23 protein-coding genes are annotated in these 22,541 nt (G+C 61.0%); 14 read left to right on the top strand and 9 right to left on the bottom strand.

The features are described from left to right. The first annotated feature begins 17 nt into the window (after nucleotides 1–17). From ehuC to K1X15_RS04275, 4 genes are all read left to right on the top strand, one after another. Nucleotides 18–689, top strand: coding sequence for an ectoine/hydroxyectoine ABC transporter permease subunit EhuC (ehuC, locus tag K1X15_RS04290; protein WP_220306249.1), 672 nt, complete (start codon nucleotides 18–20; stop codon nucleotides 687–689). Between the two features lie 4 nt (nucleotides 690–693). Beyond that, nucleotides 694–1,386, top strand: a complete 693-nt coding sequence (gene ehuD, locus K1X15_RS04285) for an ectoine/hydroxyectoine ABC transporter permease subunit EhuD (RefSeq protein WP_220306248.1) — start codon at nucleotides 694–696, stop codon at nucleotides 1,384–1,386. Further along, nucleotides 1,383–2,159: an ectoine/hydroxyectoine ABC transporter ATP-binding protein EhuA gene (gene ehuA, locus K1X15_RS04280; RefSeq protein ID WP_220306247.1), complete on the top strand. Its 777-nt coding sequence runs from the start codon at nucleotides 1,383–1,385 to the stop codon at nucleotides 2,157–2,159. The genes ehuD and ehuA overlap by 4 nt, the downstream gene beginning before the upstream one ends. A 506-nt stretch (nucleotides 2,160–2,665) precedes the next feature. Then, on the top strand, nucleotides 2,666–3,751 hold the full coding sequence (locus K1X15_RS04275; protein ID WP_220306246.1) for a PLP-dependent cysteine synthase family protein: 1,086 nt from the start codon (nucleotides 2,666–2,668) through the stop codon (nucleotides 3,749–3,751). 189 nt (nucleotides 3,752–3,940) lie between these two features. Here K1X15_RS04275 and K1X15_RS04270 read toward each other — a convergent pair whose 3' ends face one another. Next, complete coding sequence (locus K1X15_RS04270) at nucleotides 3,941–4,801, bottom strand: hypothetical protein (protein ID WP_220306245.1); 861 nt, start codon at nucleotides 4,799–4,801, stop codon at nucleotides 3,941–3,943. 165 nt (nucleotides 4,802–4,966) lie between these two features. Here K1X15_RS04270 and K1X15_RS04265 point away from each other — a divergent pair, with 165 nt between their 5' ends. Further along, nucleotides 4,967–6,946 (top strand): MobA/MobL family protein, encoded by a 1,980-nt coding sequence (locus K1X15_RS04265; protein ID WP_220306244.1) that lies wholly within the window; start codon nucleotides 4,967–4,969, stop codon nucleotides 6,944–6,946. Between the two features lie 696 nt (nucleotides 6,947–7,642). Here K1X15_RS04265 and K1X15_RS04260 read toward each other — a convergent pair. Then, entirely contained in the window at nucleotides 7,643–7,867 is a 225-nt protein-coding gene (locus K1X15_RS04260; protein WP_220306243.1) for a hypothetical protein, read from the bottom strand. 137 nt (nucleotides 7,868–8,004) lie between these two features. On the opposite strand from K1X15_RS04260, the gene K1X15_RS04255 reads away from it, so the two are divergent. Further along, nucleotides 8,005–9,207, top strand: a complete 1,203-nt coding sequence (locus K1X15_RS04255; RefSeq protein WP_220306242.1) for a hybrid nucleoside-diphosphate sugar epimerase/sugar transferase — start codon at nucleotides 8,005–8,007, stop codon at nucleotides 9,205–9,207. Between the two features lie 6 nt (nucleotides 9,208–9,213). Here the strand turns inward: K1X15_RS04255 and K1X15_RS04250 are convergent, their stop codons facing one another. The 7 genes from K1X15_RS04250 to hisH form a co-directional block, all read right to left on the bottom strand. Further along, a complete protein-coding gene (locus K1X15_RS04250; protein ID WP_220306241.1) occupies nucleotides 9,214–10,083 on the bottom strand; it encodes an SGNH hydrolase domain-containing protein in 870 nt (289 codons plus the stop codon). Next, nucleotides 9,998–10,549: an acyltransferase family protein gene (locus K1X15_RS04245; protein ID WP_220306240.1), complete on the bottom strand. Its 552-nt coding sequence runs from the start codon at nucleotides 10,547–10,549 to the stop codon at nucleotides 9,998–10,000. The genes K1X15_RS04250 and K1X15_RS04245 overlap by 86 nt, the downstream gene beginning before the upstream one ends. Before the next feature lie 107 nt (nucleotides 10,550–10,656). Further along, on the bottom strand, nucleotides 10,657–11,193 hold the full coding sequence (locus K1X15_RS04240) for an acyltransferase family protein (protein ID WP_220306239.1): 537 nt from the start codon (nucleotides 11,191–11,193) through the stop codon (nucleotides 10,657–10,659). Between the two features lie 56 nt (nucleotides 11,194–11,249). Continuing rightward, nucleotides 11,250–12,551 carry an aminotransferase class III-fold pyridoxal phosphate-dependent enzyme gene (locus tag K1X15_RS04235; RefSeq protein ID WP_220306238.1) on the bottom strand — a complete coding sequence of 434 codons (1,302 nt, stop codon included), beginning with the start codon at nucleotides 12,549–12,551 and terminating at the stop codon, nucleotides 11,250–11,252. After that, a complete protein-coding gene (locus K1X15_RS04230; protein ID WP_220306237.1) occupies nucleotides 12,548–13,114 on the bottom strand; it encodes a GNAT family N-acetyltransferase in 567 nt (188 codons plus the stop codon). The genes K1X15_RS04235 and K1X15_RS04230 overlap by 4 nt, the downstream gene beginning before the upstream one ends. 2 nt (nucleotides 13,115–13,116) lie before the next feature. Then, on the bottom strand, nucleotides 13,117–13,878 hold the full coding sequence (gene hisF / locus K1X15_RS04225; protein WP_220306236.1) for an imidazole glycerol phosphate synthase subunit HisF: 762 nt from the start codon (nucleotides 13,876–13,878) through the stop codon (nucleotides 13,117–13,119). After that, nucleotides 13,872–14,726, bottom strand: coding sequence for an imidazole glycerol phosphate synthase subunit HisH (hisH, locus tag K1X15_RS04220; RefSeq protein ID WP_240549661.1), 855 nt, complete (start codon nucleotides 14,724–14,726; stop codon nucleotides 13,872–13,874). The genes hisF and hisH overlap by 7 nt, the downstream gene beginning before the upstream one ends. Here hisH and K1X15_RS04215 point away from each other — a divergent pair. The 8 genes from K1X15_RS04215 to K1X15_RS04180 all read left to right on the top strand — a co-directional run bounded on the left by K1X15_RS04215 (nucleotide 14,698) and on the right by K1X15_RS04180 (nucleotide 22,541). Continuing rightward, entirely contained in the window at nucleotides 14,698–15,117 is a 420-nt protein-coding gene (locus K1X15_RS04215; RefSeq protein ID WP_240549660.1) for a GNAT family N-acetyltransferase, read from the top strand. The genes hisH and K1X15_RS04215 overlap by 29 nt on opposite strands. 164 nt (nucleotides 15,118–15,281) lie before the next feature. Continuing rightward, complete coding sequence (locus tag K1X15_RS04210; RefSeq protein WP_220306233.1) at nucleotides 15,282–16,154, top strand: ABC transporter permease; 873 nt, start codon at nucleotides 15,282–15,284, stop codon at nucleotides 16,152–16,154. 3 nt (nucleotides 16,155–16,157) lie between these two features. Then, a complete protein-coding gene (locus K1X15_RS04205) occupies nucleotides 16,158–16,907 on the top strand; it encodes an ABC transporter ATP-binding protein (RefSeq protein WP_220306232.1) in 750 nt (249 codons plus the stop codon). A 30-nt stretch (nucleotides 16,908–16,937) separates the two neighbouring features. Beyond that, nucleotides 16,938–17,987, top strand: a complete 1,050-nt coding sequence (gene pseB, locus K1X15_RS04200) for a UDP-N-acetylglucosamine 4,6-dehydratase (inverting) (RefSeq protein WP_220306231.1) — start codon at nucleotides 16,938–16,940, stop codon at nucleotides 17,985–17,987. 23 nt (nucleotides 17,988–18,010) lie between these two features. After that, nucleotides 18,011–19,222, top strand: a complete 1,212-nt coding sequence (gene pseC, locus K1X15_RS04195) for a UDP-4-amino-4,6-dideoxy-N-acetyl-beta-L-altrosamine transaminase (protein WP_220306230.1) — start codon at nucleotides 18,011–18,013, stop codon at nucleotides 19,220–19,222. A 31-nt stretch (nucleotides 19,223–19,253) separates the two neighbouring features. After that, nucleotides 19,254–20,300, top strand: coding sequence for a pseudaminic acid synthase (gene pseI / locus K1X15_RS04190; RefSeq protein ID WP_220306229.1), 1,047 nt, complete (start codon nucleotides 19,254–19,256; stop codon nucleotides 20,298–20,300). A 31-nt stretch (nucleotides 20,301–20,331) separates the two neighbouring features. Beyond that, the gene (locus tag K1X15_RS04185) at nucleotides 20,332–21,615 is read left to right on the top strand and encodes a hypothetical protein (protein ID WP_220306228.1); all 1,284 of its coding nucleotides are present in this window, start codon (nucleotides 20,332–20,334) and stop codon (nucleotides 21,613–21,615) included. Beyond that, nucleotides 21,612–22,541, top strand: a complete 930-nt coding sequence (locus K1X15_RS04180; protein ID WP_220306227.1) for an aldo/keto reductase — start codon at nucleotides 21,612–21,614, stop codon at nucleotides 22,539–22,541. Before K1X15_RS04185 ends, K1X15_RS04180 begins: the two co-directional genes overlap by 4 nt.

Raw genomic sequence — 22,541 nt, 5'->3', positions numbered from 1 at the left:
TGGACGGAAACTGACACATGCATTGGACCGAATATTTCCCGCCCCTGCTGCAGGGCGCCTGGGTGACCGTTCAGCTCACGGTCTATTCGACGATTCTGGGGGCCGCGCTGGCCTTCATTTTCGGCATCGGCAAGCTGTCTACCAACTGGGCCATCAAGGGTGTTTCGGTCGCCTATATCGAGGTGTTTCGCGGAACGTCCCTGCTGGTGCAGCTGTTCTGGCTCTATTTCGCGCTGCCGCTGGCGGGCATGGCCATGGGCATCGATCTCAGGCTCCCGCCCGTGGTGGCAGGCGTGCTGGCGCTCGGGCTCAATATCGGCGCCTATGGAGCCGAAGTGGTGCGAGGGGCCATCCAGTCAGTCCACACGGACCAGCACGAAGCCGCACGCGCCCTCAATTTCACGCCCCGCCAGACGCTATGGAATGTCACCATTCCCCAGGCGATCCCGGAAATGATGCCGTCCTTCGGCAATCTGGCGGTGCAGAACCTCAAGGACACGGCGCTCGTGTCGCTGATCAGCCTGGGCGACCTCACCTTCCGGGCCGAGCAGATCCGCAATTTCACCCAGGACAGCACCACCATCTATTCCATGCTGCTGCTCACCTATTTCGGCATGGCGCTGGTGCTGACCGTCATCATGCGCGGGCTGGAAAGCTATGTAAGCCGCTGGCGCACGGCGAGGAGCTAGACCCATGCTATTCGGATATGAATGGGACCTTTCCAGTCCCCTCGCCTTCGCCGTTTCCATCCTGCCGATCCTGCTCACAGGCATGCTGGTGACCATCCAGGCGACCGTGGTCGGCTTCCTCGTTGCGCTGGTTTTGGGACTGGTGCTGGCGGTGCTCAAGGCCGCGCCGTCGCGCCTGATCGCCTGGCCGGCGCGGGTGGTGACCGAATTCATCCGCGACACGCCGCTCCTGGTGCAGTTGTTCTTCCTTTATTACGTGCTGCCCGAATACGGCATCGTCCTGCCCGCGTTCATGACCGGGGCCCTGGCCCTTGGCATCCAGTACAGCGCCTATACGTCCGAGGTCTATCGTGCCGGGCTCGAGGCCGTTGGCACCGACCAGCGCGAGGCGGCGCGGGCGCTCAGTTTCTCGCCGACCCACACCTTCACCCATGTGGTGGTGCCGCAGGCCATTCCGCGCATCGTGCCGGCCATGGGCAATTACCTCGTCTCGATCATGAAGGACGTGCCGGTGCTCTCGGTGGTGACGGTGCTCGAAATGCTCAACGTCGCCAAGATCGTGGGCGACCGGACCTTCGATTATCTCGTGCCGCTCTCCATGGTCGGCGCGCTCTATCTCATCATGACCTTGGTGGCCTCGAGCGGCGTGCGCCTGCTCGACAACTGGCTGCCCAAACAGGGGATTCCCTTGAAATGACCGACGATCCGATCATCAAGTTCGACCAGGTGGTGAAGCGTTTCGGCGACCTGACGGTGCTCAACAAGCTCGATTTCGAGGTCAAGAAGGGCGAGAAGGTCTCGATCATCGGCCCCTCGGGCTCGGGCAAATCCACCGTGCTGCGCATCCTGATGACGCTCGAGGGCATCGAAGGTGGCGTGGTCACCGTGGGCGGCGAGCCGCTGTGGCACGAAAAGGCGGCCGATGGCAGCCTCAAGCCCGCCAGCGAGGCGCATCTGCGCAAGATGCGGACACAACTGGGCATGGTGTTCCAGCAGTTCAACCTGTTTCCGCACATGACGGTGTTGCGCAACATCACCGAGGCGCCCATCAAGGTGCTGGGGCTCTCGAAAAAGGAGGCCAAGCAGCGCGGCGAGGAATTGCTCGAGCTGGTGGGCCTGGCCGATCAGGCGCACAAATATCCGCACCAGCTTTCGGGCGGGCAGCAACAGCGCGTCGGCATTGCCCGGGCGCTCGCCATGCGCCCCAATATCCTGCTCTTTGACGAGCCGACCTCGGCGCTCGACCCCGAACTGGTCGGCGAAGTGCTCAACGTCATCGGCAAGCTGGCCGAAGAGCACGACCTCACCATGCTGCTGGTGACCCACGAAATGCGCTTCGCGCGCGAAATCTCGGACCGCGTGTGCTTTTTCGACCGCGGCAAGATCCGCGAGGAAGGCGCACCCGAAGAGCTGTTCACCGACCCGAGCGAAGAGCGGACAAGAGAGTTTTTGAAGGCAGTGCTGGATTGAGGCGGTGGGCGCCAGGCCATGCTGTGACTGCGATCGCCGCCCCGCATGCAGAACGTGAATGGGCGGATTCATGGCCTTCAAACCGCCCCTATGCGCCTCTCTCCCTGCACCCTCTAATTATACAATATGTGTTTTCGGCCGGGCCCCATCCGCAGTCCCGCAAGAGGGGCGGATCCCTGCAACACCCCAAGCTTTCGCACTCGGTCGCGCTCGTCTCCCGCCATTCCGAGAAGTGCGGGTCCTCAAGACCGGCTCCGTCGGGTGCGGTTCAAGAAAATGGCGGCGCTCCGAGAGGCTCCGCCCGATGCGGGTCTCGACTGGTGCGTGCGCACCATTGCGCCATGCGCCTCCGATGCCGCCCCTCAAAGTCGAGCTTTCTTCTGGGTCCGGGCATCGACAGACGCGCCGATCTCGTTTCCGCCAGGGTTGACCGCCGCTTTGGTGTAGTATGCCTGCACGGACAAGGCGCGACCGTCTGCAGGCGGCCACAAAAAGGGAGACGGCAAATGAAGGACAGTTCGACCCGAACCACCCAGGGGCGCGGCAAGCGCTTTGATAGCATTCTTGAGACGGTGGGGGATACGCCCACCATCCGGATCAACAATCTGGGGGTGCCCGGCATCACCCTCTACGTGAAGGCCGAGTTCTTCAATCCGGCTTCATCGGTCAAGGACCGGTTGGCTCTCAATATCATCGAAGCGGCCGAGCGCAGCGGGGCACTCAGGCCGGGGCAGACGGTGGTCGAGGCGACCAGCGGCAATACCGGCATCGGGCTGGCCATGGTCTGCGCACAGAAGGGCTATCCGCTGGTGGTGACCATGGCGGACAGCTTTTCCATCGAACGTCGCAAGCTGATGCGCATGTTCGGCGCCAAGGTGGTGCTGACACCGCGCGCCGACAAGGCGCTGGGCATGTACAACAAGGCGGTCGAATTGGCAGAGGCCAATGGCTGGTTTTTGGCGCGCCAGTTCGAAACCGAGGCCAATGCAGATATCCACGAGGCCACCACGGCCCGCGAGATCATCAACGATTTTGCCGGCGCGCGTCTGGACTATGTGGTGACCGGCTATGGCACCGGTGGCACGGTGACGGGCCTGGCGCGCGTGCTGCGGCGCGAGCGACCGGAAACGCGCATCATCCTCTGCGAACCGGCCAATGCGCAATTGCTCGGCAGCGGCCAGCCGCAGGAGCGCAGCCCGGCAGGCACCCCCGCGCTCAGTCACCCAGCCTTTGCGCCGCACCCGATCCAGGGCTGGACGCCGGATTTCATTCCCCTGGTGCTGCAGGAGGCAATCGACACGAAGGGCTATGACGAGCTGATCCCTGTCGCTGGCGCCGATGGCATGGAGTGGACAAGGCTGCTGGCGCGCAAGGAGGGCATTTTCACCGGCATCTCGGGCGGCTCGACCTTCGCCGTTGCCCGCCAGGTGGCCGAGCGGGCCGAACCGGGCTCCGTCATCCTGTGCATGCTGCCCGACACCGGGGAGCGATATATGACGACCCCGCTGTTCGAGGCTATCGAAGCGGAGATGGATGTGGACGAAATCGCCCTCTCGCTATCGACGCCGGGCTATCAGATGGCGACTGCGTGATGTAGCCAGCCGAGCTGGTCGAGCGGCAGAGCGAAGTGGCGTTATCGAGCATTTGCCCCTGCCCTGCCGCATTCAACTCATGCCGAGCGCTCGAACCGCCCTTACCCAACGCAGCGCCTCGCGAACTCAGTATTGCCCGCAATAGAGAAGCGGGGCAGCCGTGGCCGTCCCGCTTGATCGATTCCAAGATCATTTCCTCGTCGAGGAGCTACTCGTGTTCGCATTGCGCGGGCCAACGGGGACGAAACCTGCGCGCGAAAAAGGAGCGGACGGGCGAGTTGCTTCGGCCGTCTGTTGAGGCGATCCCTGGACGGACGCCTCGGCAGTCTCCACATCCGCTTCGGGCGCGGCCGCGCTCAGGTCCGTCTCCGGTTCCTGGTCTTCGCCAGAAACTTCCTGCCGCACCGCCGCCCCCGCAGAGACAGCAGACGGCAGGCTCACGGAGCGGGACCTGAGACGCCTCACCATCTCCTCGTCGATCTTGCCCTTGCTCACGAGTTCCACCAACTCGCCCGCCAGCTGGGTCCGGATGGTGCAGTTGAAACGCTGCCCGAGCGCGATGAGCACATCGAGCTCACCCCGCCCCTCAAACCCACCCACAAGACCGTTGAAGCGGAGCTTGAGCTCAGCAGCGGCCTCACGGAGCTCAGGGGGCGGCGCCGCGAAGGGCACGAAGGCCCGAATGCCGACCAGGGGCCTCCGCTTGTTCGACTGGTACTCGGCGTCGCGGGCATGAAACCGCGCAACAGCGTCCGGGTTGCGGGCATTGTCGAGCACCTCCAGAAAGGCGCCGCGCAGCGCATTGCGATCCAGCGGGCAGGCGCTGAAGCCGATTTCTTCGGCTATCGCCGTCAGAGTGCCGCTCAGCGCCATTCCCGCCCGCGCGCTATCGAACTCAGCACGCGCCTGAAGCTGATTGCTCTTTTCCAGCCTCTCCGCGGGCGATCGGTTCCTGGGCAGCCGCGCCTTCTTGATCTGGCGCTGAACCTCATTGAGAGCGTCGAGCTGCTCTTTGATCGACTTCTGGCCGGGATGTTCCGATTCCGTCATCGGTATGTCCTTTACTCTTGAATCCGAGCAGCACCACGCCACCCAGCCCCGCTAGGATGATGGCCAGGTCAGCAAATATCCCGGGTCCCGAAGCGTAAAATTTGCATATGCGTCAAAAACTTGGGATTGATACTTGCATCAATCGCCTGCCGCCCCGGGACTGAAATGGCCATTCCTTACGCCCGCGCCACGCCTATCCAACGCTCGAGGGGCCACTCGACGATCCGCCGCCTTGCCTACAACACGCGGTCATTGCTGAACTCGAAACGGACCGGCGAACGCTTCGACTTCCGTGGTCGCTCCGACCTCGTCGCCAGCATGACCCTGATGCCGGCAGGGGTCGAAGCGGTCGACGATGCACAGGTGCTGTGGGAAGCAATTGAGGCCGCGAGCAAACGCAAGGATGCCGCGCTTGGATTCGAGCTCGTCCTTGCGCTACCCAAACCCACCGAGCTTCCGATCGAGACGAGTGCTCGCCTAGCAGAGGATTTCGTCAAGCGCGTCATTGTGGATCGGCATCAGCTGCCGGCAACGATCTGCGTCCACGCTCCCCACCATGACATGAGTGTCGATGAGGCCGCCGAGGAAGCCTGGGGCGAACATGGGGGCGACAGCTTTGCCGATCTCATCTCAACATCGACGTACAATCTGCACGCCCATGTCCTCGTCTCCCCACGTCGATTCACGACCGAGGGCCCGACCCGAAAGCGGTACACCGCCCTCGATCCCATCAATCGTGCAGGCCTGGTGACGGGGCGGAACTGGGGAAGACTATGGCACCACTGCCAGAACCAGTTCTTTGCCGAAGAGGGTCTCTCGCTTCGCGTCACGCCCAATCCTCCGATTCCACTCGATCCTGTGCCGCTTCAAGTGGTCCGACGCTGGCGACGTCGGATAGGCAATCTCCCGGATGGTGGGAGGGACCGGCTGGTCAATGCCGAACGTGAACGCGAGAACCAGCAACTGGTTCGGACCATAGATTCGGCAATGGCCTGCTTCCACGCCCCATTCACCCGCGTTGAATTGAAGTCCTTCTTTGCTCGGCATGTTTCAGATGACCTGGCCGAGGAACTTGTCAGCGCCGCCATAGGTCTTGGCGACTGCCACCAGATTTCTGTCCCCAGCAGTTCGATTGAATGGTTTGCCAGCACGCACCAGGTGCAACGGGAGTTGAGCGTCTTTGGCAAGGCGATGCTCCTGGGGGTTCAAAGCCACGGGCGGCGCGACGTCCACTCGATCGTCAGCGAGGGTTTCACGACTGAGGCACGGCAACTGTTGACGCAGGTCTTCGACGCACCAGACTTGACCATTGTGACGGCGAGCGGCGCGGTCGAAACACTGGTTGCGGATATGGCTTGGGTGGCGGAGAGGGCCGGGCTAGTACCGATTTCGATTGCACATGCCGCTGGCCACAAGATACCGAAGAGCGTCGTCCGCTCACCGCATTCGTTGCGTAGCACCATGGCTTCCGGCGGCATTCTCCTCGTCGACGACCCCGATTGCCTCGAGCCGTCGGAACTCCAATTGGTCCTTGCCGCAGCACTTGCTGGCGGCAATAAGCTCGTTCTGATCAGGCGGAAAGACAGTGATTGGCAGAGGCTTGAGCTGTTTGACCTGCTGGAGGTGCACGCACCCGGTCTGGAGTGGCGTTCATCCTATGAACAAGCTCACTCCCTTGTAGCCACGAGACCCAACACACCGCGCTCTGCAATCGTCTATCCGTTGGCTGGTCATTCCCAAGCCGCTCGGCCGGGATTTCCGAAATTCGCCCTCGGCCCCATTGGCGACATTGTCACGTCCCCCGACGAGATCGCCACTGTCACCGCCTTTCTTTTGACGGCATCCAACGAGCTGGATTGGCGCCACCCGTCGCTTCTTAGAGACAACGACTATGCTGATTTAGCACGCCAGCTCGGCGCATTGGTCAACATCGAGAACGAGCCAGACCAAGAATGGCTTTCGGCCCTGGAAATCGAGGAGGCAGCATTTGCGCAGCTGGAAAGGGGCCCGGATCAAAGTGAGCTCAACGATTTCGAGGATGATGCAGGCGCTGAACAGCCGGAGATGGATGCGGACGATTTCGATGACGAACCGGATGACAGAGAGGGCTATCACGAGGATTTGAACGAGTCTTGTGACATCTAGGCTTGCAGCGCAGATCGCTCACCGCGAAACGTTTCGCGCCTCAACGCGTTGAGCCTGCCGGCCGAATTCGGCGAAACCGGATTCAATGTCTGCGCAAATGAGAAAACGCATATTGTATGAAGAGGGTATAGGAGACAGACGCCTCATTGACCAATACCTTGTTCAGGTCTGCCGTACAGCTTGGGGACGGCCTTTGCCTTCGGAGCGACAACGGAGCCCTTTTTCACTCCTGATGAACACATCTAAAGCTTTGAAATATATCGAATTTCCTCGTCTATATCAATACGGTTTTGTATCTCTATCTACAGCGTTTTGTCCCAAAAAAATTGTCCCAAAAATAACCTCTGCCTTCTCGGCGGCGGTCAGAAGCTCGCGCCTCCACAGGCCTTTCACAGAGTCCATGAATTGAGAAAAGTGCATAGCCACCAGGTGGTTCCCACGGTGGAAGAGCACCAAACGGCATTGCCCTCAGTGCTTAAACCCAACCGCCGCCTGTCCGGTGAAACGGGGTCCACTCCAATGTGTTCGTTGCCGAGCGTCGGGACAAAGTTCATCGGGATGTGTCGCCAACAGAGAACTGTTCAACGACTCGAACAGCACCGATATCTCCTCGCCCGTCGCGCTCGCGCGACGGCTGACAACCTAACCCGGCCGGCGCCGACAGAACGCCAGGTTCATGCGTTCTGGATTGAACGGTTAGTGCGGAGCGGCAAGCGCCTCTTCAAGCGCCCCTTCCAACAGAAGTATCAGGCGTTCACGGCTGGCGATCTCCTCGTCGAGATCGACCGCTTTCGGTTCGCCGCTGACAAGGAAGCGCTCGATCTTGAGCGTACCACTGCGCAGTTCTTCGACGTCCCCTCGTATCTGGCCGATAAATTCCTCGTAACCACGAACGCGTTCCGTCTTGCTGAGCCAAGCCATGGGTCATCCTTTCGCTGATGTTTACTAAACCGCTTGCACCACAGACCGTTCCTGTAGCATGCAACCCTTAATCCGTGGGAGGAAAGCGGCTGAGGCGCTCTTCCACATGGCCGAATAGTTTTGCACCGGAGAATGCCTTGCGGATCGCCATATCAGGTGCCAGCGGTCGGATTGGACGCCAGCTCGTCCCACACCTACTTGCTCGCGGAATAGTGCCGCTTCTCGTGGGTCGCGATCCCAGGCGCCTCCAAACTATGTTTCCCGAATGTCCGTCGGCCGGCTACAAGGATCTCGCCACCTCGCTGGACGGCGTAGACCTCTTCGTCCACATGGCGGCGATCAACAATGACAGTGACGAAAGTGCTGCCAGCTTCGAGGCAGTCAACGTTGACCTAGCCGCGCAGGTCTGTGCGGCCGCGGCGGATGCTGGAGTCGACCGATTCGTCTATGTGTCGTCCCTGCACGCCCTGGATGAGAACAGCGCTTCGGACTATGCACGAACGAAGCGCTTGGGTGCCGATCAGGTCCTCAGCAATCCCGGCATTGATGTGCGCGTCGTCTATCTTCCAGCCATTGCGGGCGAGCGCTTCTCAGGCAAGCTCTCACTGCTCAACCATCTTCCAAGGCAGGTTGGCAGGGCAATGGCCTACATCCTCTCTGCCTTTCGACCAACTCTGTCCCTGTCGAAAGTTATGCCGCTATTCGTCGACCCGGCGTTCTTCACCGACAAGGAAAACAGGGTAGTTCTAACGCAGCGACAGGCGAACAACCTCGTCTATCGCGGCGCCAAGCGCGCCGTTGATCTCGGCTTCGCCTTGGCTATTCTTGTGTTCTTCTGGTGGCTCCTCGCTATCATCTGGATCGTGGTCTGCACGACATCAAGAGGGCCAGGCCTGTTCCGGCAAATTCGCGTCGGACGGGGTGGCAAGACATTCACCTGCTACAAATTCCGGACCATGTATCTCTCCACCCCGCAGGCCGCGACCCACGAGATATCACAGGCTGCGGTGACCGACTTTGGGTCCTTCTTGCGCCGCACCAAGCTCGACGAACTGCCGCAGATCTTCAACATTTTCGCCAACCAGATGAGCCTGGTGGGGCCCCGGCCCTGCCTGCCATCTCAGAAAGAACTGATTCTGGAGCGACAGAGGCGCGGGGTTCTGGATGCGCTGCCTGGCATAACTGGGCTGGCGCAGGTCAACAATATCGACATGGCTGATCCCCAACTCCTCTCGCGGTATGACCAAGCCTATGTGCAGCGGCAGTCGCTGCTGCTCGACCTGCAGATTATCTGGCAGACGCTGTTTGGCGCCGGAGCGGGCGATCGCGTCGCCGTGTAGTAACCATCAGTTCGCTGGCGCGAGCTCGTTTTCCAGAAGCGCTTGGAAGGGTTCGGACAGCTTGCGTGCAAGAGGCTCGGAAATGTGGTTCCAGTCCCACATCAGGTAGGTACCTCGGTCATCCAGCACGTCCAACCAGTCCTCGTCGCCATAAATGGCGGGCAGCGGATCCCAGATCGTTATGCGGTCAGGATCATCGGCGACGAGTGCCATGAAGACCGCGTCCTGCTGGCCCCGAGTCCATTCGTCCTGCTGCCGTTCAATCCGGCATACGCTCGAGCCGAAGAGGCGAATCTGAAGTGCGCAGGCAGAGCTCGTGGCCACAGCCCCCATCAGCGGCGTGTCTGCGATCAGCACGACGCGCCCCCCTTTGCCCGCGAACCGTTCTAGGAACGGCTTGGTGCGCTCGATGAAGGTCTGGCTGACGTCGTTGATCGCAAACGGCTCGGATACGGGGATATGGCGATCCCGTTCGGCATTGAGATGCCCGCGGTGGAATGCGATTGTCAGGACGTCGCCCGGCCGGGCATGCTCGATGATGAAGTCGAGCAAGGGGGAAGCGGAGGACTGGTGGAAGAACCCCACCGGAAAATCCTCGTAATTCTCGGGATTGATGAACCTGACCTGGAACGGCAGTCCCTCAGTTGCAGCCTGCACCATGGGCAGCAATTGCGCGGCGTGGGAGTCGCCGATGAGAAACAGCGCATTCGGCCTGTCGGCGCTGCGGGCCGGCAGCAAACAATGCTCGAACGGCTCCGCCAGCAGTGCGACCTTGTCGCGCCCCTGGCAGTCATCCGCGGGCCATTGCCGGCGGCGGCGGGACCTTGAACATGGCCGGCAGAAAGTTGTTGGCGCTCTGTGCCTGGGCCGGCGCAATCGTGCTGGTGAAGTAGAAGGCCGGCCACAGCGCGCCCAGGAGACAAACGACCGCCAGCGCGGACAGTACCGAATGCCGCAGTGTTCGGATTGGCCGCTCGACCAGCCAATAAGAGAGGCAGGCGAGCACAAAGCCGACCAGCAGGCAAAGGCAGACGGCCAATGCGCTGGTGCCGATCGTCCACTTGCCGATGATCAGCGCCGGCCAGTGCCACAGATAGAGCGAATAAGAGAGCCGGCCGACACTGACCAGGGGCGCGGCAGAAAGTGCATTGCCGACCAAGGAGCCTTGCCGCGAGCCTGCGAGAAGCATGCCTGTAAGCAATACCGCGCCCGGCGTGGTGATCGCGTTCAAACCGGCTGGCGCTGCAAGGGAGGCAATGAGCGCGCCAGCCACCGCCAGTTCCACCAGGGGGCCGGGAGTGAAATGTCGCCGGCTGGCAAACCAGTAGACCAGAGCGCCCAAGCCGAGCTCCCAGAACCGCGTTGGCATCAGGTAAAAGGCGGCCTCCGGTTGTCGACCAGAAAAGATCAGCCAAGCGACAAACGAAATGACGCTCAATACGCCGAGCGTCAGTGCGAAATTCCGCGGCGCGGGTCCCCGCTATGCCAGGTCCAGCCGAGGATGGCGAACAGGGCCGGGTAGATCAGATAGTACTGCTCCTCGACGCCCAGCGACCAGGTATGGGTGAAGGGGTTCAGCCCCGCCTCAAGGGCGAAATAGTCCTGGCTCGCCAGAAACAGCTGAATGTTCGACAGCCCCAGCAAGGCCCAAGCGCCAGTATCGAAGACGTCCTTGGGCGGGCGCGTCGTCACCAGGACAAACGCCCATGCGGTGACGAGTATGCACAGCAAGAGCGCCGGCAGCAGGCGCCTTATCCGGCGCGAGTAAAAGTCGAGAACATAGCTCGTCAAGCCGCGCTTTGGGGCACGGACCAGGTAGCCGGTGATGACGTAGCCCGAGATGACAAAGAAGATGTCGACGCCGAGATAGCCCGAGCCCAGCAGGCCCGGGCTCGCGTGAAATGCAATGACGGCGAGCACCGCAATAGCCCGCAAGCCATCGATGTCACGACGATAGCCGGCAGTTCCATGCTCCGCTGGCTTCATGACTGATCGCAAAGCTTCCGGGTGCGCGCGTTCTCTGTCAGTCGCAAAGCCATGCCTTAGCGCACTTTGAACAGCGGCTTCAGCGGCTCGCAACGCAGGACCTGGTTCAGGCGCCTATCGGCGATGGCATCACACAGGAACGGGAACACTTCGTCATAGACAGCCACAAGCCGGTCGATGTCCGCAGCACCATGGGCATAGGACATGTTGTGCGTGCCGACCGACAGGATGCCTCGCGACAGGATTTCCTGCATCCACAAGGTCTTGATGTCCCAGGTGGAGTAGCCCTCAGCATCCTTGATGTGCAGGAACGACCAGGTGGGGTGCCCGCTCATGGACAGGAAATGACCGCACTGGTGACGTTCGATCAGCTCGGCGACGCGACGCTTGAGGTCGGCGCCGCGCTCGGTCATGCTCGCGATGACGTTGTCGCGCTTGAGTTTTTCCATCGTCGCCTTGGCGGCGGCAAGGGACAGCGTCTCGCCGCCCATAGTAAAGGAGAAGAAGATTTCTTCGAACTCGCGCATGACGTCGGCACGGCCGGCGACGGCCGAAACCGGATAGCCGTTCGCAAGACCCTTGCCGAACGTGGCGAGGTCCGGCTTCACCCCGAACAGTTCCTGGGCGCCGCCATTGGAAAAGCGGAAACCGGTGATCGTTTCATCGAAGATGGCCAAGGCACCATGCTTGTGGGCGAGGTCAACGACGCCCTGCAAATAGCCGGGGTTGGGCTCGGCCACGTTCATGGGCTCGAGGATAACGGCGGCAAATTCACCGGGATGCGCGTCGAGCACGGCTTCGAGGGACTTGAGGTCGTTGTAGACAAAGGTCGACGACAGCGAACTGGTCGCCTTGGGCACGCCCTTGTTGCGTGCGGTGGTGCCGATCGACCAGTCTTGCCACCCATGATAGCCGCACATTGCCACGCGGTCTCGACCGGTGAAGGCACGGGACGCCCTGATGGCGCCGGCGGTGGCATCCGACCCGTTCTTGCCGAAACGCACCTTTTCGGCGCAGGGGACCATTTCGATGATGAGTTCGGCGACTTCGGCTTCGAGCGGGTGCGACAGGGCGAAGACCACGCCGTCCTTGAGCTGGCGCTCGACGGCCTCGGTGACGTCGGGATCGCAGTGGCCGAGGGTGACAGCCGCAAGGCCATTGGCGAAGTCGATATAGTCATTGCCGTCGAGGTCCGTGGCCACCGAGCCCTTGGCGCGCTGGATGAAGAACGGCGAAACACCACGCGGAAACTGCGTATAGCTCTTGGAGAAGGTCTGCGTTCCAAGGGGGATGGAGCGCAGCGCACGGTCGAGCATCTGCTCGGAATTCTGATACGAGCGCAGGGTGTCGTCGGTCATGACAGTAATGCCTTTCGGGTGGCAGCCAGATCTTGGGCGATCAGGCCACATTCAAGAATATCGTGCAGTTCGCCATCGATCAGGCCATGCTGCCGACGCAGGCCCTCCTGGTGGTATCCAGCCTTGATGAAGGCCCGATACGAGCCTTGATTATTCGCGTACATGCCCGATGCCAGCTTGGCGACGCCCAGCGTATCGAAGGCATAGATGCTGATTGCGGCAATGGCTTCGGTGGCCAGACCCTGTCCCCAGGAAGCGCGGTCGCCGATGAACAGGCTCACGTCTCCGCGACGATGCAGGGCGCTAATCGGCCCGACCTTGATGTTGCCGATATGGCGACCATCATCGCGTCGGAACATGCCGAACAGGTGCTCGTTCGGCCTGCTGTTGACGCCGGCCACGAAGCCCTGGATCAATTCGATCGTCTGCTCGGAATGGCGCGTCTCGAGATAGCGGTTGACCTCTGGATCCAGCAGCCAGGCCAGGTAGGTCTCCCCGCAATCGGACATTTCCAGCTTGCGAAAGTTCAGTCTCGGACTTTCAAACGCATAGTCTTGGGACATGGTCAGACAACCTTGAACGGCAGGCCGTGGTTGGACAGGAAAGCCTTGGCGCGGAGTGGGTTGGTATCGGAGAAGTTGAACAGTGAGCCGCAGGCGATGGCCGCCACATCGGTCTTGAGAAACGCCTCGCGCAGGTGGTCGATGGCGCCCGAGCCGCCCGCGGCAATGACCGGCACGGGGGCCGCCCGCATGACACGGTTGATGAGGTCAATGTCAAAGCCCTGCATCATGCCGTCGCGATCGATCGACTGGATCATGATCTCGCCGGCACCGGCCGTGACGACATTGGCAATGTGCTCCTCGAGCGTCACCCGCTCGGTCCGCCGGCCGCAATCGGAGTAGAGTACCGGCTCACCGTTTTCGCCCAGCCGCACATCGATGCAAATCACCACGGCCTGGGTTCCAAAGCGGTTGGCCGTTTCCGAAATGATCTCGGGCTGATTATAGGCGCGCGAATTAAGGACGATCTTGTCGGCGCCATTGAGGATCATGAAGGCGGCATCGTCGATGCTCGCAATGCCCCCACCCACCGAAAGCGGCATGAAGATCACTTCCGAGACCCGACGCAGATACTCGCGCAAGGGTGCGGTATCGCGATGATCGCGGGACACGTTGAGAAAGATCAGTTCGTCAGCCGTGTTCGAATTGTAGACGGCCGATGCCTTGACCGGATCGCCCACATCGCGCCAGTCGTCAAACTTGATCGACTTGACCAGCCGCTTGTTGGACAGCAGCTCGATGGGAATAATTCGCTTTTTCAGCATTTCCCGTCCCAGTTACAGAAGTTATCCAGCAGCTTGAGACCGTTGATCTGGCTTTTTTCAGGGTGAAACTGAAAACCGATGACGTTGTCCCGGCCGACGATGGACGTGAAGCGCTGCCCATAGACGGTCTCGCCGAGGCTATGTTCGGAGCACTCCGTTTGCATCGCGTAGGAATGGACGAAGTAATAGTCGGCCCCGGGACGCACACCTGAAAGAACAGGGTGCGGTCGCGTGAATTCGACCGAGTTCCAGCCCACATGGGGCACACGCAGCATCTCGTTGCCTTCGGCCAGCCTTTGGACGCGCGCCGGAATCAGATCGAGGCCGGGCGACTCACGACCCTCCGTTCCCGTCGTCGCGAGCAGTTGCATCCCGACGCAAATGCCAAGCGTGGGACGCCCCGAAGCCGCGAAGGCCCTGACCTTGTCCGGCCAGCCATCGGCATCAAGCTGGGCTTTGACAGCCATGAAATGCCCGACACCCGGCATGATCAGATGCGTCAGCGAATCCATGTCGGACGTGGGGTCAAGCAGGACAGGATCAAGCCCGTTCTCATAGACGGCATTCAGTACCGATTGGAGATTTCCAATCGGCATCTTTATGATCCCAACTTCGTTCATCGGCGCTCCAGCATAGTTCGCGCCTTTCGAGCATGCCCGGTCGAACGCGGTTGCATTCTTAGACCCACAAACGATAGTGAACAATACCCTGCCGGAGCATCCGGCGGGCGCTTCGATGCGGTGACGATAAGGCCAGGCAATCTTGAAAACCTTGATAGTTCGCCCAGCGCAAGCTTCGGACAGCGCACGCATTCTGTCGATGCGCAATGAACCGAGAACGCGCGCCATGTCGCTGACGACGGACGTCGTGACTCAGGACCAGCACGAAGCATGGTTCGCCAAAACGCTCGCGAGCAGCTCCAGGAAACTCTACGTGGCCGCTCTGCCTGCGGCGCCCGATGCGATCATGGGCGTCTGTCGCTTCGACATTGCCCAATCGGGCGACGAGGCCGAAATCAGCATCAATCTGGCGGAAGCAGCCCAGGGACAGGGATTGTCGCCGATCCTGATCACCTCCTGCGTTTCGCTGTTTCAGGTCCACAACCCGGCCATCAGGACCATCCTGGCCCGGGTTCGGCACGAGAACGTCGCCAGCCAGAAGTCATTCCTCCGCGCCGGTTTTCAACAGGACGCTTCCCCTGTCGAAGCCGGCTGCCTTTGGTACCGCCTTGAAATTTAGCCACACCGGGCCAGGGAAACGCGCCGTGACCGGGCATTTGCTTGACCCGGCAGGGTTGAGTGGATATCAGAGCGCCAATTTTACACTCAGGTGTTCACCCAGGTGTCGTGAATCAGTTGCGCCGCACAGGGCAACCAGAACCCGCACTGCTGCCGGAAAAAAATATGGACACGTCTGTGACGACTGACAGATCGGCCTCCAGCGCCGAGGTAACGAAGGTCTATGGCCCAGCGGCCAACGAAAACCCCTTTCGCGTGGCCTATGAAGACGTTGTTGATGGACTGCGCAGGAATGAACTCTGGCGCACGCTCGGTGTTCTCGACGTCAAGCGTCGCTATCGGCGCACCCTGCTCGGGCCGTTCTGGGCCAGTGGCCATATCGCGCTCTATATCATCTGCGTCGGCTTCATCTTCTCGACCCTGCTCGAGGCCGATCGCGCGACGTATATCCCGTATCTGACGACTGGCTTCGTCGCCTGGACGTTTATCTACCAGATGATGAACGATGCTCCCGCAGCCTTCATATCGGCGTCGAGCCTGCGGCAGCAGATCAATTTCCCCTATTCGATGTTCATCTTCCAGATGATCTTCAGGGGACTTTTCGTTCACCTCCATCACTATGTACTGCTGGTCCCGGTGGTGCTGGTCTACGGGCTGAACTTCAATCTGAACACGCTGCTGATCATTCCGGGCTATATCCTGGTGCTCGCCAACATGACCTGGATCGGCATGCTGCTGGCCACCATGGCGTCCCGGTACCGCGACGTTCAGCAATTGGTGTCGTCGGTCATCCAGGTCCTGATCTATGTGACGCCGATCTTCTATTCGATAGACCGCCTGACCGAGTTCCAGCGCATTTGGATCCTGACGCCGAACCTGCTCTATCACCTCGTGGTCGTGCTCCGCTCGCCGCTGATGGGCGAGGCAGCCCCGCTGTCCAGCTACCTGATTCTCTGCGTTGCGTTTGTCATCGGTTCGCTCTTTACGGCCTGGTTCTTCGGCCGTCGGAAGCACAATATCGTTTTCTGGATCATCTAGACCATGGCTGAAATCAAGCTCGACAATATCAGCCTGGAATACCCGGTCGTTGACGCGGAGCGCTCGTTCCGCAAGGCATTGCTGTCTCCTCTGGGTGGCGTGATCGGCCAGAAAAAGGGCGCCCGTCCCCATGTGCGGGCACTCAACAATATCAACCTGACTGTTCGCGATGGCGACCGCCTGGGCCTGGTCGGCCATAACGGCGCCGGCAAGACGACCCTGATCAAGCTGCTTGGGGGCGTGCTGCAGCCAACCACGGGCACCATGTCGGTGTCCGGCTCGACGGCGACGCTGGTGACCCAGGGCCTTGGCGTGGACGCCGAGGATACCGGCTACGAGAATATCAAGCTGTGCGGGCTCTACCTCGGTATGACCCCACGCGAGATCGAGGCCAAGACCAAGGAAATCGCCGAGTTCACCGAACTGGGCGACTTCCTGCATCTCCCGGTCAAGACCTATTCTACCGGCATGGTGGTTCGTCTTTCCTTTGCGATCACCACTGCCGTTTCGCCTGAAATCATGATCATGGACGAAGGTATTGGCGCCGGCGACGCGCGCTTTGCCAAGAAGGCTCAAGAGCGTTTCGAGCGCATGGTGGATACGAGCAAGATCATCGTGCTCGCATCACATTCCCCAAGCTTGATCGCACAGCTCTGTAATAAAGCTATCTTGATGTCGCATGGCGAGATAGTTCAGTCCGGAAGTGTGGAAGAAATTCAGAAGGCGTATGACGCCTTGAACGCTGCAGCCTAGTGCCCAGACAGCCCGGGATCGGAAAGAACAATGTCCTTCAAAATTCGTGACTACTCGCTCGGCGGCTTCGATTTCAATGACGCCTCCATCCTCGTTACCGGCGGCACCGGGTCGTTTGGCAAGAACTTCGTCCGCTACCTGCTTGAACACTACAAGCCGCGCCGCTTGGTGATTTTCAGCCGCGACGAACTCAAGCAGTTCGAAATGGCGCAGGAGCTCCCCGAGTCGAAGTACCCCTGCCTGCGGTATTTCATCGGCGACGTCCGCGACCAGGCCCGCCTGGAAATGGCGATGAAGGGCGTTGAATACGTGGTGCATGCCGCCGCGCTCAAGCAGGTCCCGATTGCCGAATACAACCCCTTCGAGTGCATCCACACCAACGTGATCGGTGCCGAGAACGTCGCCCAGGCCGCGATCCGCGCCGGCGTGAAGCGCGTCGTCGCGCTCTCCACTGACAAGGCCGCAAACCCGATCAATCTCTACGGTGCGTCGAAACTTGCATCCGACAAGATCTTCGTCGCCGCCAACCACCTCTCCGGCGCTGACGGCACCCGTTTCTCCGTTGTGCGCTACGGCAATGTTGTGGGTTCTCGTGGCTCGGTCGTGCCGTTCTTCCGCAAGCTGATCGCTGACGGTTGGGACTACATTCCGATCACCCATGAGGACATGACCCGCTTCTGGATCACCCTCGAACAGGGTATCGAGCTCGTCGTCTCGTCCTTCAAGCTGATGCATGGCGGCGAAATCTTCATTCCGAAGATCTATTCCATGAAGGTCACCGATCTGGCGGCAGCCGTGGCTCCGAACCTGCCCACCCGCGTCATCGGTATCCGTCCGGGCGAAAAGCTGCACGAAGTCATGGTGTCGGTCGACGACGCCCGCAACACGATCGAGCTCGACGATCGCTATGTGATCGAACCGGCATTCTCCGGCTGGCGTGGTCCCGGCGGAGGCATTGTCGGCAAGCCAGTGGATCCGAACTTTGAATATTCGTCCAACAACAATAGCGAGTGGCTCAGCATCGAAGACTTCCATGAAGTTCTCAAGATTGCCGATAGTACGGGAAAGCGCGACCTCTAAAGGTTTGATAGTGGGGAATAAGGATGTCTGAGCAGCCAAAGAGCTTAATTCCCTACGGCAAACAATCGATCGACGACGACGATCTCGCCGCCGTCGCGGCCGCCTTGCGCGCCGACTATCTGACGACCGGCCCGCGGATCGCCGAGTTTGAAGCGGCATTCGCCACGGCCGTCGGCGCCAAGCATGCCATGGTGTGCTCCAATGGCACCGCCGCCCTGCACCTGAGCGCCATGGCGCTTGGGATTGGACCTGATGACATTGTGCTGGCGCCGACCCTGAGTTTCCTCGCGACCGCCAACGGCCCTCACTATACCGGCGCCCGCATCGTCTTCATGGACTGCGATCCGGAAACCGCCCTGGTTCGCCCCCAGGACGTCGAAGACGCCCTCGAGCGAGCCGGCGGCAGCGTCAAGGCGATCTTCATCACGCACATGAATGGCCAGATCTGCGACATCGAGGCGATCAGCAAGATCGCTCGCCGCATCGGCGCCTATCTCGTGGAAGACGCCTGCCACGCTGTCGGCACCGAGTATACCGACAGCCAGGGGATCACGCGTCAGGTTGGGGACGGCGCCTATTCGGACCTGACCAACTTCTCGCTCCATCCCGTCAAGACCATCACGATGGGCGAAGGCGGCGTAGTCACGACCAATGACAGCACCCTGCACAAGCAGATGTGCCGTCTGCGCTCGCATGGCATGACCCGCGATCCGGATGAATTCGAGGTCGAGGAGCTGGCCTTTGCGGCCGATGGCCTTCCCAATCCTTGGTATTACGAGATGCCCTCACCGGGCTACAACTACCGGGCCACCGACATCCAGTGCGCACTGGGCATGACCCAGCTGGCAAAGCTACCGCGTTTCGCGGAGAAGCGGCGATCGCTGGCGTCCGAATATGACGCGCTCCTCGCCAAGCACAATGGTCCGATGCGCCGTTTCGGCCGCGTCGAAGGCTGCGATCCGGTCCTGCATCTCTACGTCGCCCTCATCGATTTTGCCGCTATTGGCCTTGATCGCGGCGGGTTCATGCGACAGCTCTCGGCCCTCGGCATCGGGACGCAGGTCCACTACCTGCCCATCCACCGCCAAACCTACTATGCCAAGCTGAACCCTGGACTTTCGCTGCCGGGCGCAGACACCTATTATTCGCAGTGCCTGTCGCTTCCGCTCTATGCGGACATGACTTCAGAAGACGTTCGTCGTGTCATGGATGCGCTAAAGTCTTTGGGTGCGTGACGCGCCGAACGCCAACTTGAGGAACAATACCATGTCTTTGCAGATGGAGATTGCCGGTCGCAAGATTGGCCCGGATCACCCGCCCTATATCATTGCGGAACTGTCGGCCAATCATCGCGGCAGCCTCGATGAGGCGCTGCGCATGATCGACCTCGCCAAGGACGCCGGCGCCGACGCGATCAAGATCCAGTCCTACACGCCCGACACCATCACCATCGATCACGATGGCCCGGGCTTCGTGATCGAGGGCGGCCTGTGGGCCGGCCGGACGCTCTATGACCTCTACAAGGAGGCATACACGCCCTTCGAGTGGCACGCCGCCATCTTCGAGCATGCCCGCAAGTCCGGCATCACGCTGTTCTCGACGCCGTTCGACGAGACCGCCGTGGACCTGCTCGAAAGCCTCGACTCGCCCGCCTACAAGATCGCCTCGTTCGAAGCCATCGACCTGCCCCTGATCCGTCGCGTCGCCGAGACCGGCAAGCCGATGATCATCTCGACCGGCATGGCCAATCACGCCGAAATGCAGGCGGCTCTCGACGCTGCGCGCGGCGCCGGCGCCACGCAGATCGCCATGCTGCACTGCATTTCCGCCTACCCGGCTCCGGCCGACAAGTACAACCTGCGCACCATTCCCGATATGGCGAGCCGGTTCGGCATCATTCCGGGTCTCTCCGACCACACCCTGGGGACGGCGGTCGCGGTTGCGGCAACGGCCCTGGGCGCCTGCGTGATCGAGAAGCACTTCATCGACGATCGCAGCAAGGGTGGCGCCGACTCGGCGTTCAGCCTCGAGCCTCATGAATTCCGCCGCATGTGCGATGATGCCCGCGAGGCGTTCCTCGGTCTCGGCACTGCCGACTATGTGCGTGACCGGTCCGAGGACTCCATGCGCATCTTCCGGCGTTCGCTCTATGTGACGCGCCCGATCGCCAAGGGCGAGCTCTTTTCCAAGGACAATATCCGGTCCATCAGGCCCGGCCTCGGCCTGCCCCCGGACCGGATCAGCGATTTCCTGGGCAAGGCCGCAGCCACCGATATCGCTTACGGAACGCCGCTGAGCGACGAACACCTGTAACCAGATGTCCCTACCGCAAAGGATTGGCCGGGTGCTGCGGGACCCGGCCCGAGCCGCGCGACTGGGTCTGCGCGGCCTGCTGTTCTGCAGAGGCCTTGTTCATCCGCTGGCGCGCCTCGTCGGTGCCAATGGCATGGCCCGGCTGGCGTCTCTGGTGCTTGAACCGGACAATTCGCCAGGCAAGAAAACAGCGGTCCTCGTCCTCGACCGGCTTTATTTCGAAAAGGATGTTGATGTTCTGCGCCGCTACGGGCGCATGCACTACGTCACCCTTCATACCCATGTCCTGTCCGTGACCCAGGAAGCCTGGCTGCCGGAGGCCGCGCAAATCCAGGTGGACTATGTTCTGGCGGAGGGCCCCGCAGCCGAGGCGGCCTGGGAGACCTGCGAAGACTATGCGCAGAAAATCCTCGACATCGCCCGCCAGCGCTTCGGGGTGAAGGCCGTACTGGCCTCCAATGTCGACTATTGGCAGCACGAAGGGTTTCGGCGCGCCTGCGCAGCGTCGGACATCCCCTTCCTCGTGCTCAATCAAGAACTGCAGACCGTGCCTGCCGTTTATCAGCTGAGCCTCGACATGTATGCGCGGACCACGTTCCGCTTCAATGGCACCGCCTGCGCGGTGTTCGGGCAGGCGACAGCCGACATGCTGGTTGAAAGCCAGGTCTGCGCGCCGCATCAGGTCGCACTGACCGGTGCGCCGCGGCTCGATCCATGGCTGATGGAAACGCTCGATGCGGGCGTCGAGCAGGACTCCGTCGTCCTGCTGGCCTTCGACGGGGAGCAGTATTTCGCACCCAACTGCTATATCGAGGCCCTGTTGGCATTTGCCGAGGCATCCTTGCGGCACCCGAATCTGCGCTTCGTGCTCAAGGCGAAGGACGCGGAGGACGCGGCGCGAAGCCTCGCGCATCTCGAGGGCAAAGATCACCGTCTCGTCATCACCCATGTCGAGCCGCTAACGGCGCTGTTTCCGCGCTCCAGACTCATAATAGGCTACATCTCCATCGCAGTTATTGAAGCATTGCTCAGCCGTCCGGTGGTTGCCGTGCCCTATTGGAACGATGCGCGAAAGCCAGCACACGAAATGAACCTGGATCCGGATGACGCCTTGACGCAGCAGCATGTGACGTTCCTCGATAGTCCGGATGCCCTCCTGGCTGCGATCGAGGAAGTTTCGAGGGCGCCCGTCGGGCCCGGGTCGATGGCGTCGCGCGCTGACCTGGTCTACCGCTTCTTCCACCGCCCCGGCGAAGGTGGGGCCACGGCCGAAACCGAGAAGTTCATCGACCGCCATATCGGGACAGCTCAATGAGCAGGCTTGTTCTGGGCACCGCGCAGTTTGGTTTAGCCTATGGCATCACCAACGCCACCGGCCGGGTCTCGCCAGGCGAGGCTAAGGCGATTCTCGATCTGGCTGCAGAGGCGGGCATCGATGAGATCGACACCGCCGCGCTCTATGGTGACAGCGAGAGTACTCTCGGTCAGCTCGTGCCCGCTCACCGCGGGATCGTGACCAAGACGAGCAAGATCGAAGCCGGCATGTCCGATGCCGAGGCCGTGAAATTGCTCGAGGATACTTTTGCGCAATCGCTCGAGCGCCTTGAGACCAAAAGCGTCAAGGCCCTGCTCGTCCACGAGTCAGAGGACCTGCTGGGTCCGTGCGGACCGGCACTCTGGCAGGCGATGTCGCGGCTGAAGGCGGCGGGCCTGACACGGCAGATCGGCGCATCGGTCTATACCGGCCAGCAGATTGACGCGCTTTCGGCGCTATACGATCTCGACATCGTGCAACTGCCCTTCAACGTCGTCGACAAGCGGTTGATCGCCGGCGGGCAGCTTGACCATCTTGCTTCCGCTGGCGTGGAGGTGCATTGTCGCTCCGTGTTTTTGCAGGGGCTACTTTTGCAGGAACCAGCGGCGATTCCCGATCGCTTCGGCGAGCTTGCTGCCGTGGTGGGCAAGCTGAGGGACATATTCAACAGATATGGACTGACGCCGCTGGAGGGCCTGTTGGCCGCGACTCTGGAAACTACAGGTAATGCCAGGCTTGTCGTCGGTGTGACCAGCACCAGAGAGCTTGAGCAGATGGTCGCTGCCGAAGGCAGGGCCGCTTTATTTTTCGCCGGTGGCGGGCGACTGGCGGAGGATCTCCGCGGCATTGCCATTAGCGATCAAAGAATACTTTCCCCAGCGCTCTGGGGACAATTAGTCGACTCCAAGCTTTCCGCGAAGGACTGA

The organism is Devosia salina, assembly GCF_019504385.1.
GTDB classification, from domain to species: Bacteria; Pseudomonadota; Alphaproteobacteria; order Rhizobiales; family Devosiaceae; genus Devosia; species Devosia salina.
The sequence above is the reverse complement of the archived record's forward strand: the minus strand, read 5'-3'. Positions and strand labels throughout refer to the sequence as shown.

Excerpts from the sequence above, each read along its gene's own strand:
- pseB (WP_220306231.1), top strand. The coding sequence starts at position 16,938 with ATGTCCTTCAAAATTCGTGACTACTCGCTCGGCGGCTTCGATTTCAAT.
- ehuD (WP_220306248.1), top strand. The coding sequence starts at position 694 with ATGCTATTCGGATATGAATGGGACCTTTCCAGTCCCCTCGCCTTCGCC.
- pseC (WP_220306230.1), top strand. The coding sequence starts at position 18,011 with ATGTCTGAGCAGCCAAAGAGCTTAATTCCCTACGGCAAACAATCGATC.
- K1X15_RS04230 (WP_220306237.1), bottom strand. The coding sequence starts at position 13,114 with ATGTCCCAAGACTATGCGTTTGAAAGTCCGAGACTGAACTTTCGCAAG.
- K1X15_RS04205 (WP_220306232.1), top strand. The coding sequence starts at position 16,158 with ATGGCTGAAATCAAGCTCGACAATATCAGCCTGGAATACCCGGTCGTT.
- hisF (WP_220306236.1), bottom strand. The coding sequence starts at position 13,878 with ATGCTGAAAAAGCGAATTATTCCCATCGAGCTGCTGTCCAACAAGCGG.
- K1X15_RS04260 (WP_220306243.1), bottom strand. The coding sequence starts at position 7,867 with ATGGCTTGGCTCAGCAAGACGGAACGCGTTCGTGGTTACGAGGAATTT.
- K1X15_RS04265 (WP_220306244.1), top strand. The coding sequence starts at position 4,967 with ATGGCCATTCCTTACGCCCGCGCCACGCCTATCCAACGCTCGAGGGGC.
- K1X15_RS04235 (WP_220306238.1), bottom strand. The coding sequence starts at position 12,551 with ATGACCGACGACACCCTGCGCTCGTATCAGAATTCCGAGCAGATGCTC.
- hisH (WP_240549661.1), bottom strand. The coding sequence starts at position 14,726 with ATGGCGCGCGTTCTCGGTTCATTGCGCATCGACAGAATGCGTGCGCTG.
- K1X15_RS04215 (WP_240549660.1), top strand. The coding sequence starts at position 14,698 with ATGCGCAATGAACCGAGAACGCGCGCCATGTCGCTGACGACGGACGTC.
- K1X15_RS04270 (WP_220306245.1), bottom strand. The coding sequence starts at position 4,801 with ATGACGGAATCGGAACATCCCGGCCAGAAGTCGATCAAAGAGCAGCTC.
- ehuC (WP_220306249.1), top strand. The coding sequence starts at position 18 with ATGCATTGGACCGAATATTTCCCGCCCCTGCTGCAGGGCGCCTGGGTG.
- K1X15_RS04180 (WP_220306227.1), top strand. The coding sequence starts at position 21,612 with ATGAGCAGGCTTGTTCTGGGCACCGCGCAGTTTGGTTTAGCCTATGGC.
- pseI (WP_220306229.1), top strand. The coding sequence starts at position 19,254 with ATGTCTTTGCAGATGGAGATTGCCGGTCGCAAGATTGGCCCGGATCAC.
- ehuA (WP_220306247.1), top strand. The coding sequence starts at position 1,383 with ATGACCGACGATCCGATCATCAAGTTCGACCAGGTGGTGAAGCGTTTC.
- K1X15_RS04240 (WP_220306239.1), bottom strand. The coding sequence starts at position 11,193 with ATGAAGCCAGCGGAGCATGGAACTGCCGGCTATCGTCGTGACATCGAT.
- K1X15_RS04210 (WP_220306233.1), top strand. The coding sequence starts at position 15,282 with ATGGACACGTCTGTGACGACTGACAGATCGGCCTCCAGCGCCGAGGTA.
- K1X15_RS04275 (WP_220306246.1), top strand. The coding sequence starts at position 2,666 with ATGAAGGACAGTTCGACCCGAACCACCCAGGGGCGCGGCAAGCGCTTT.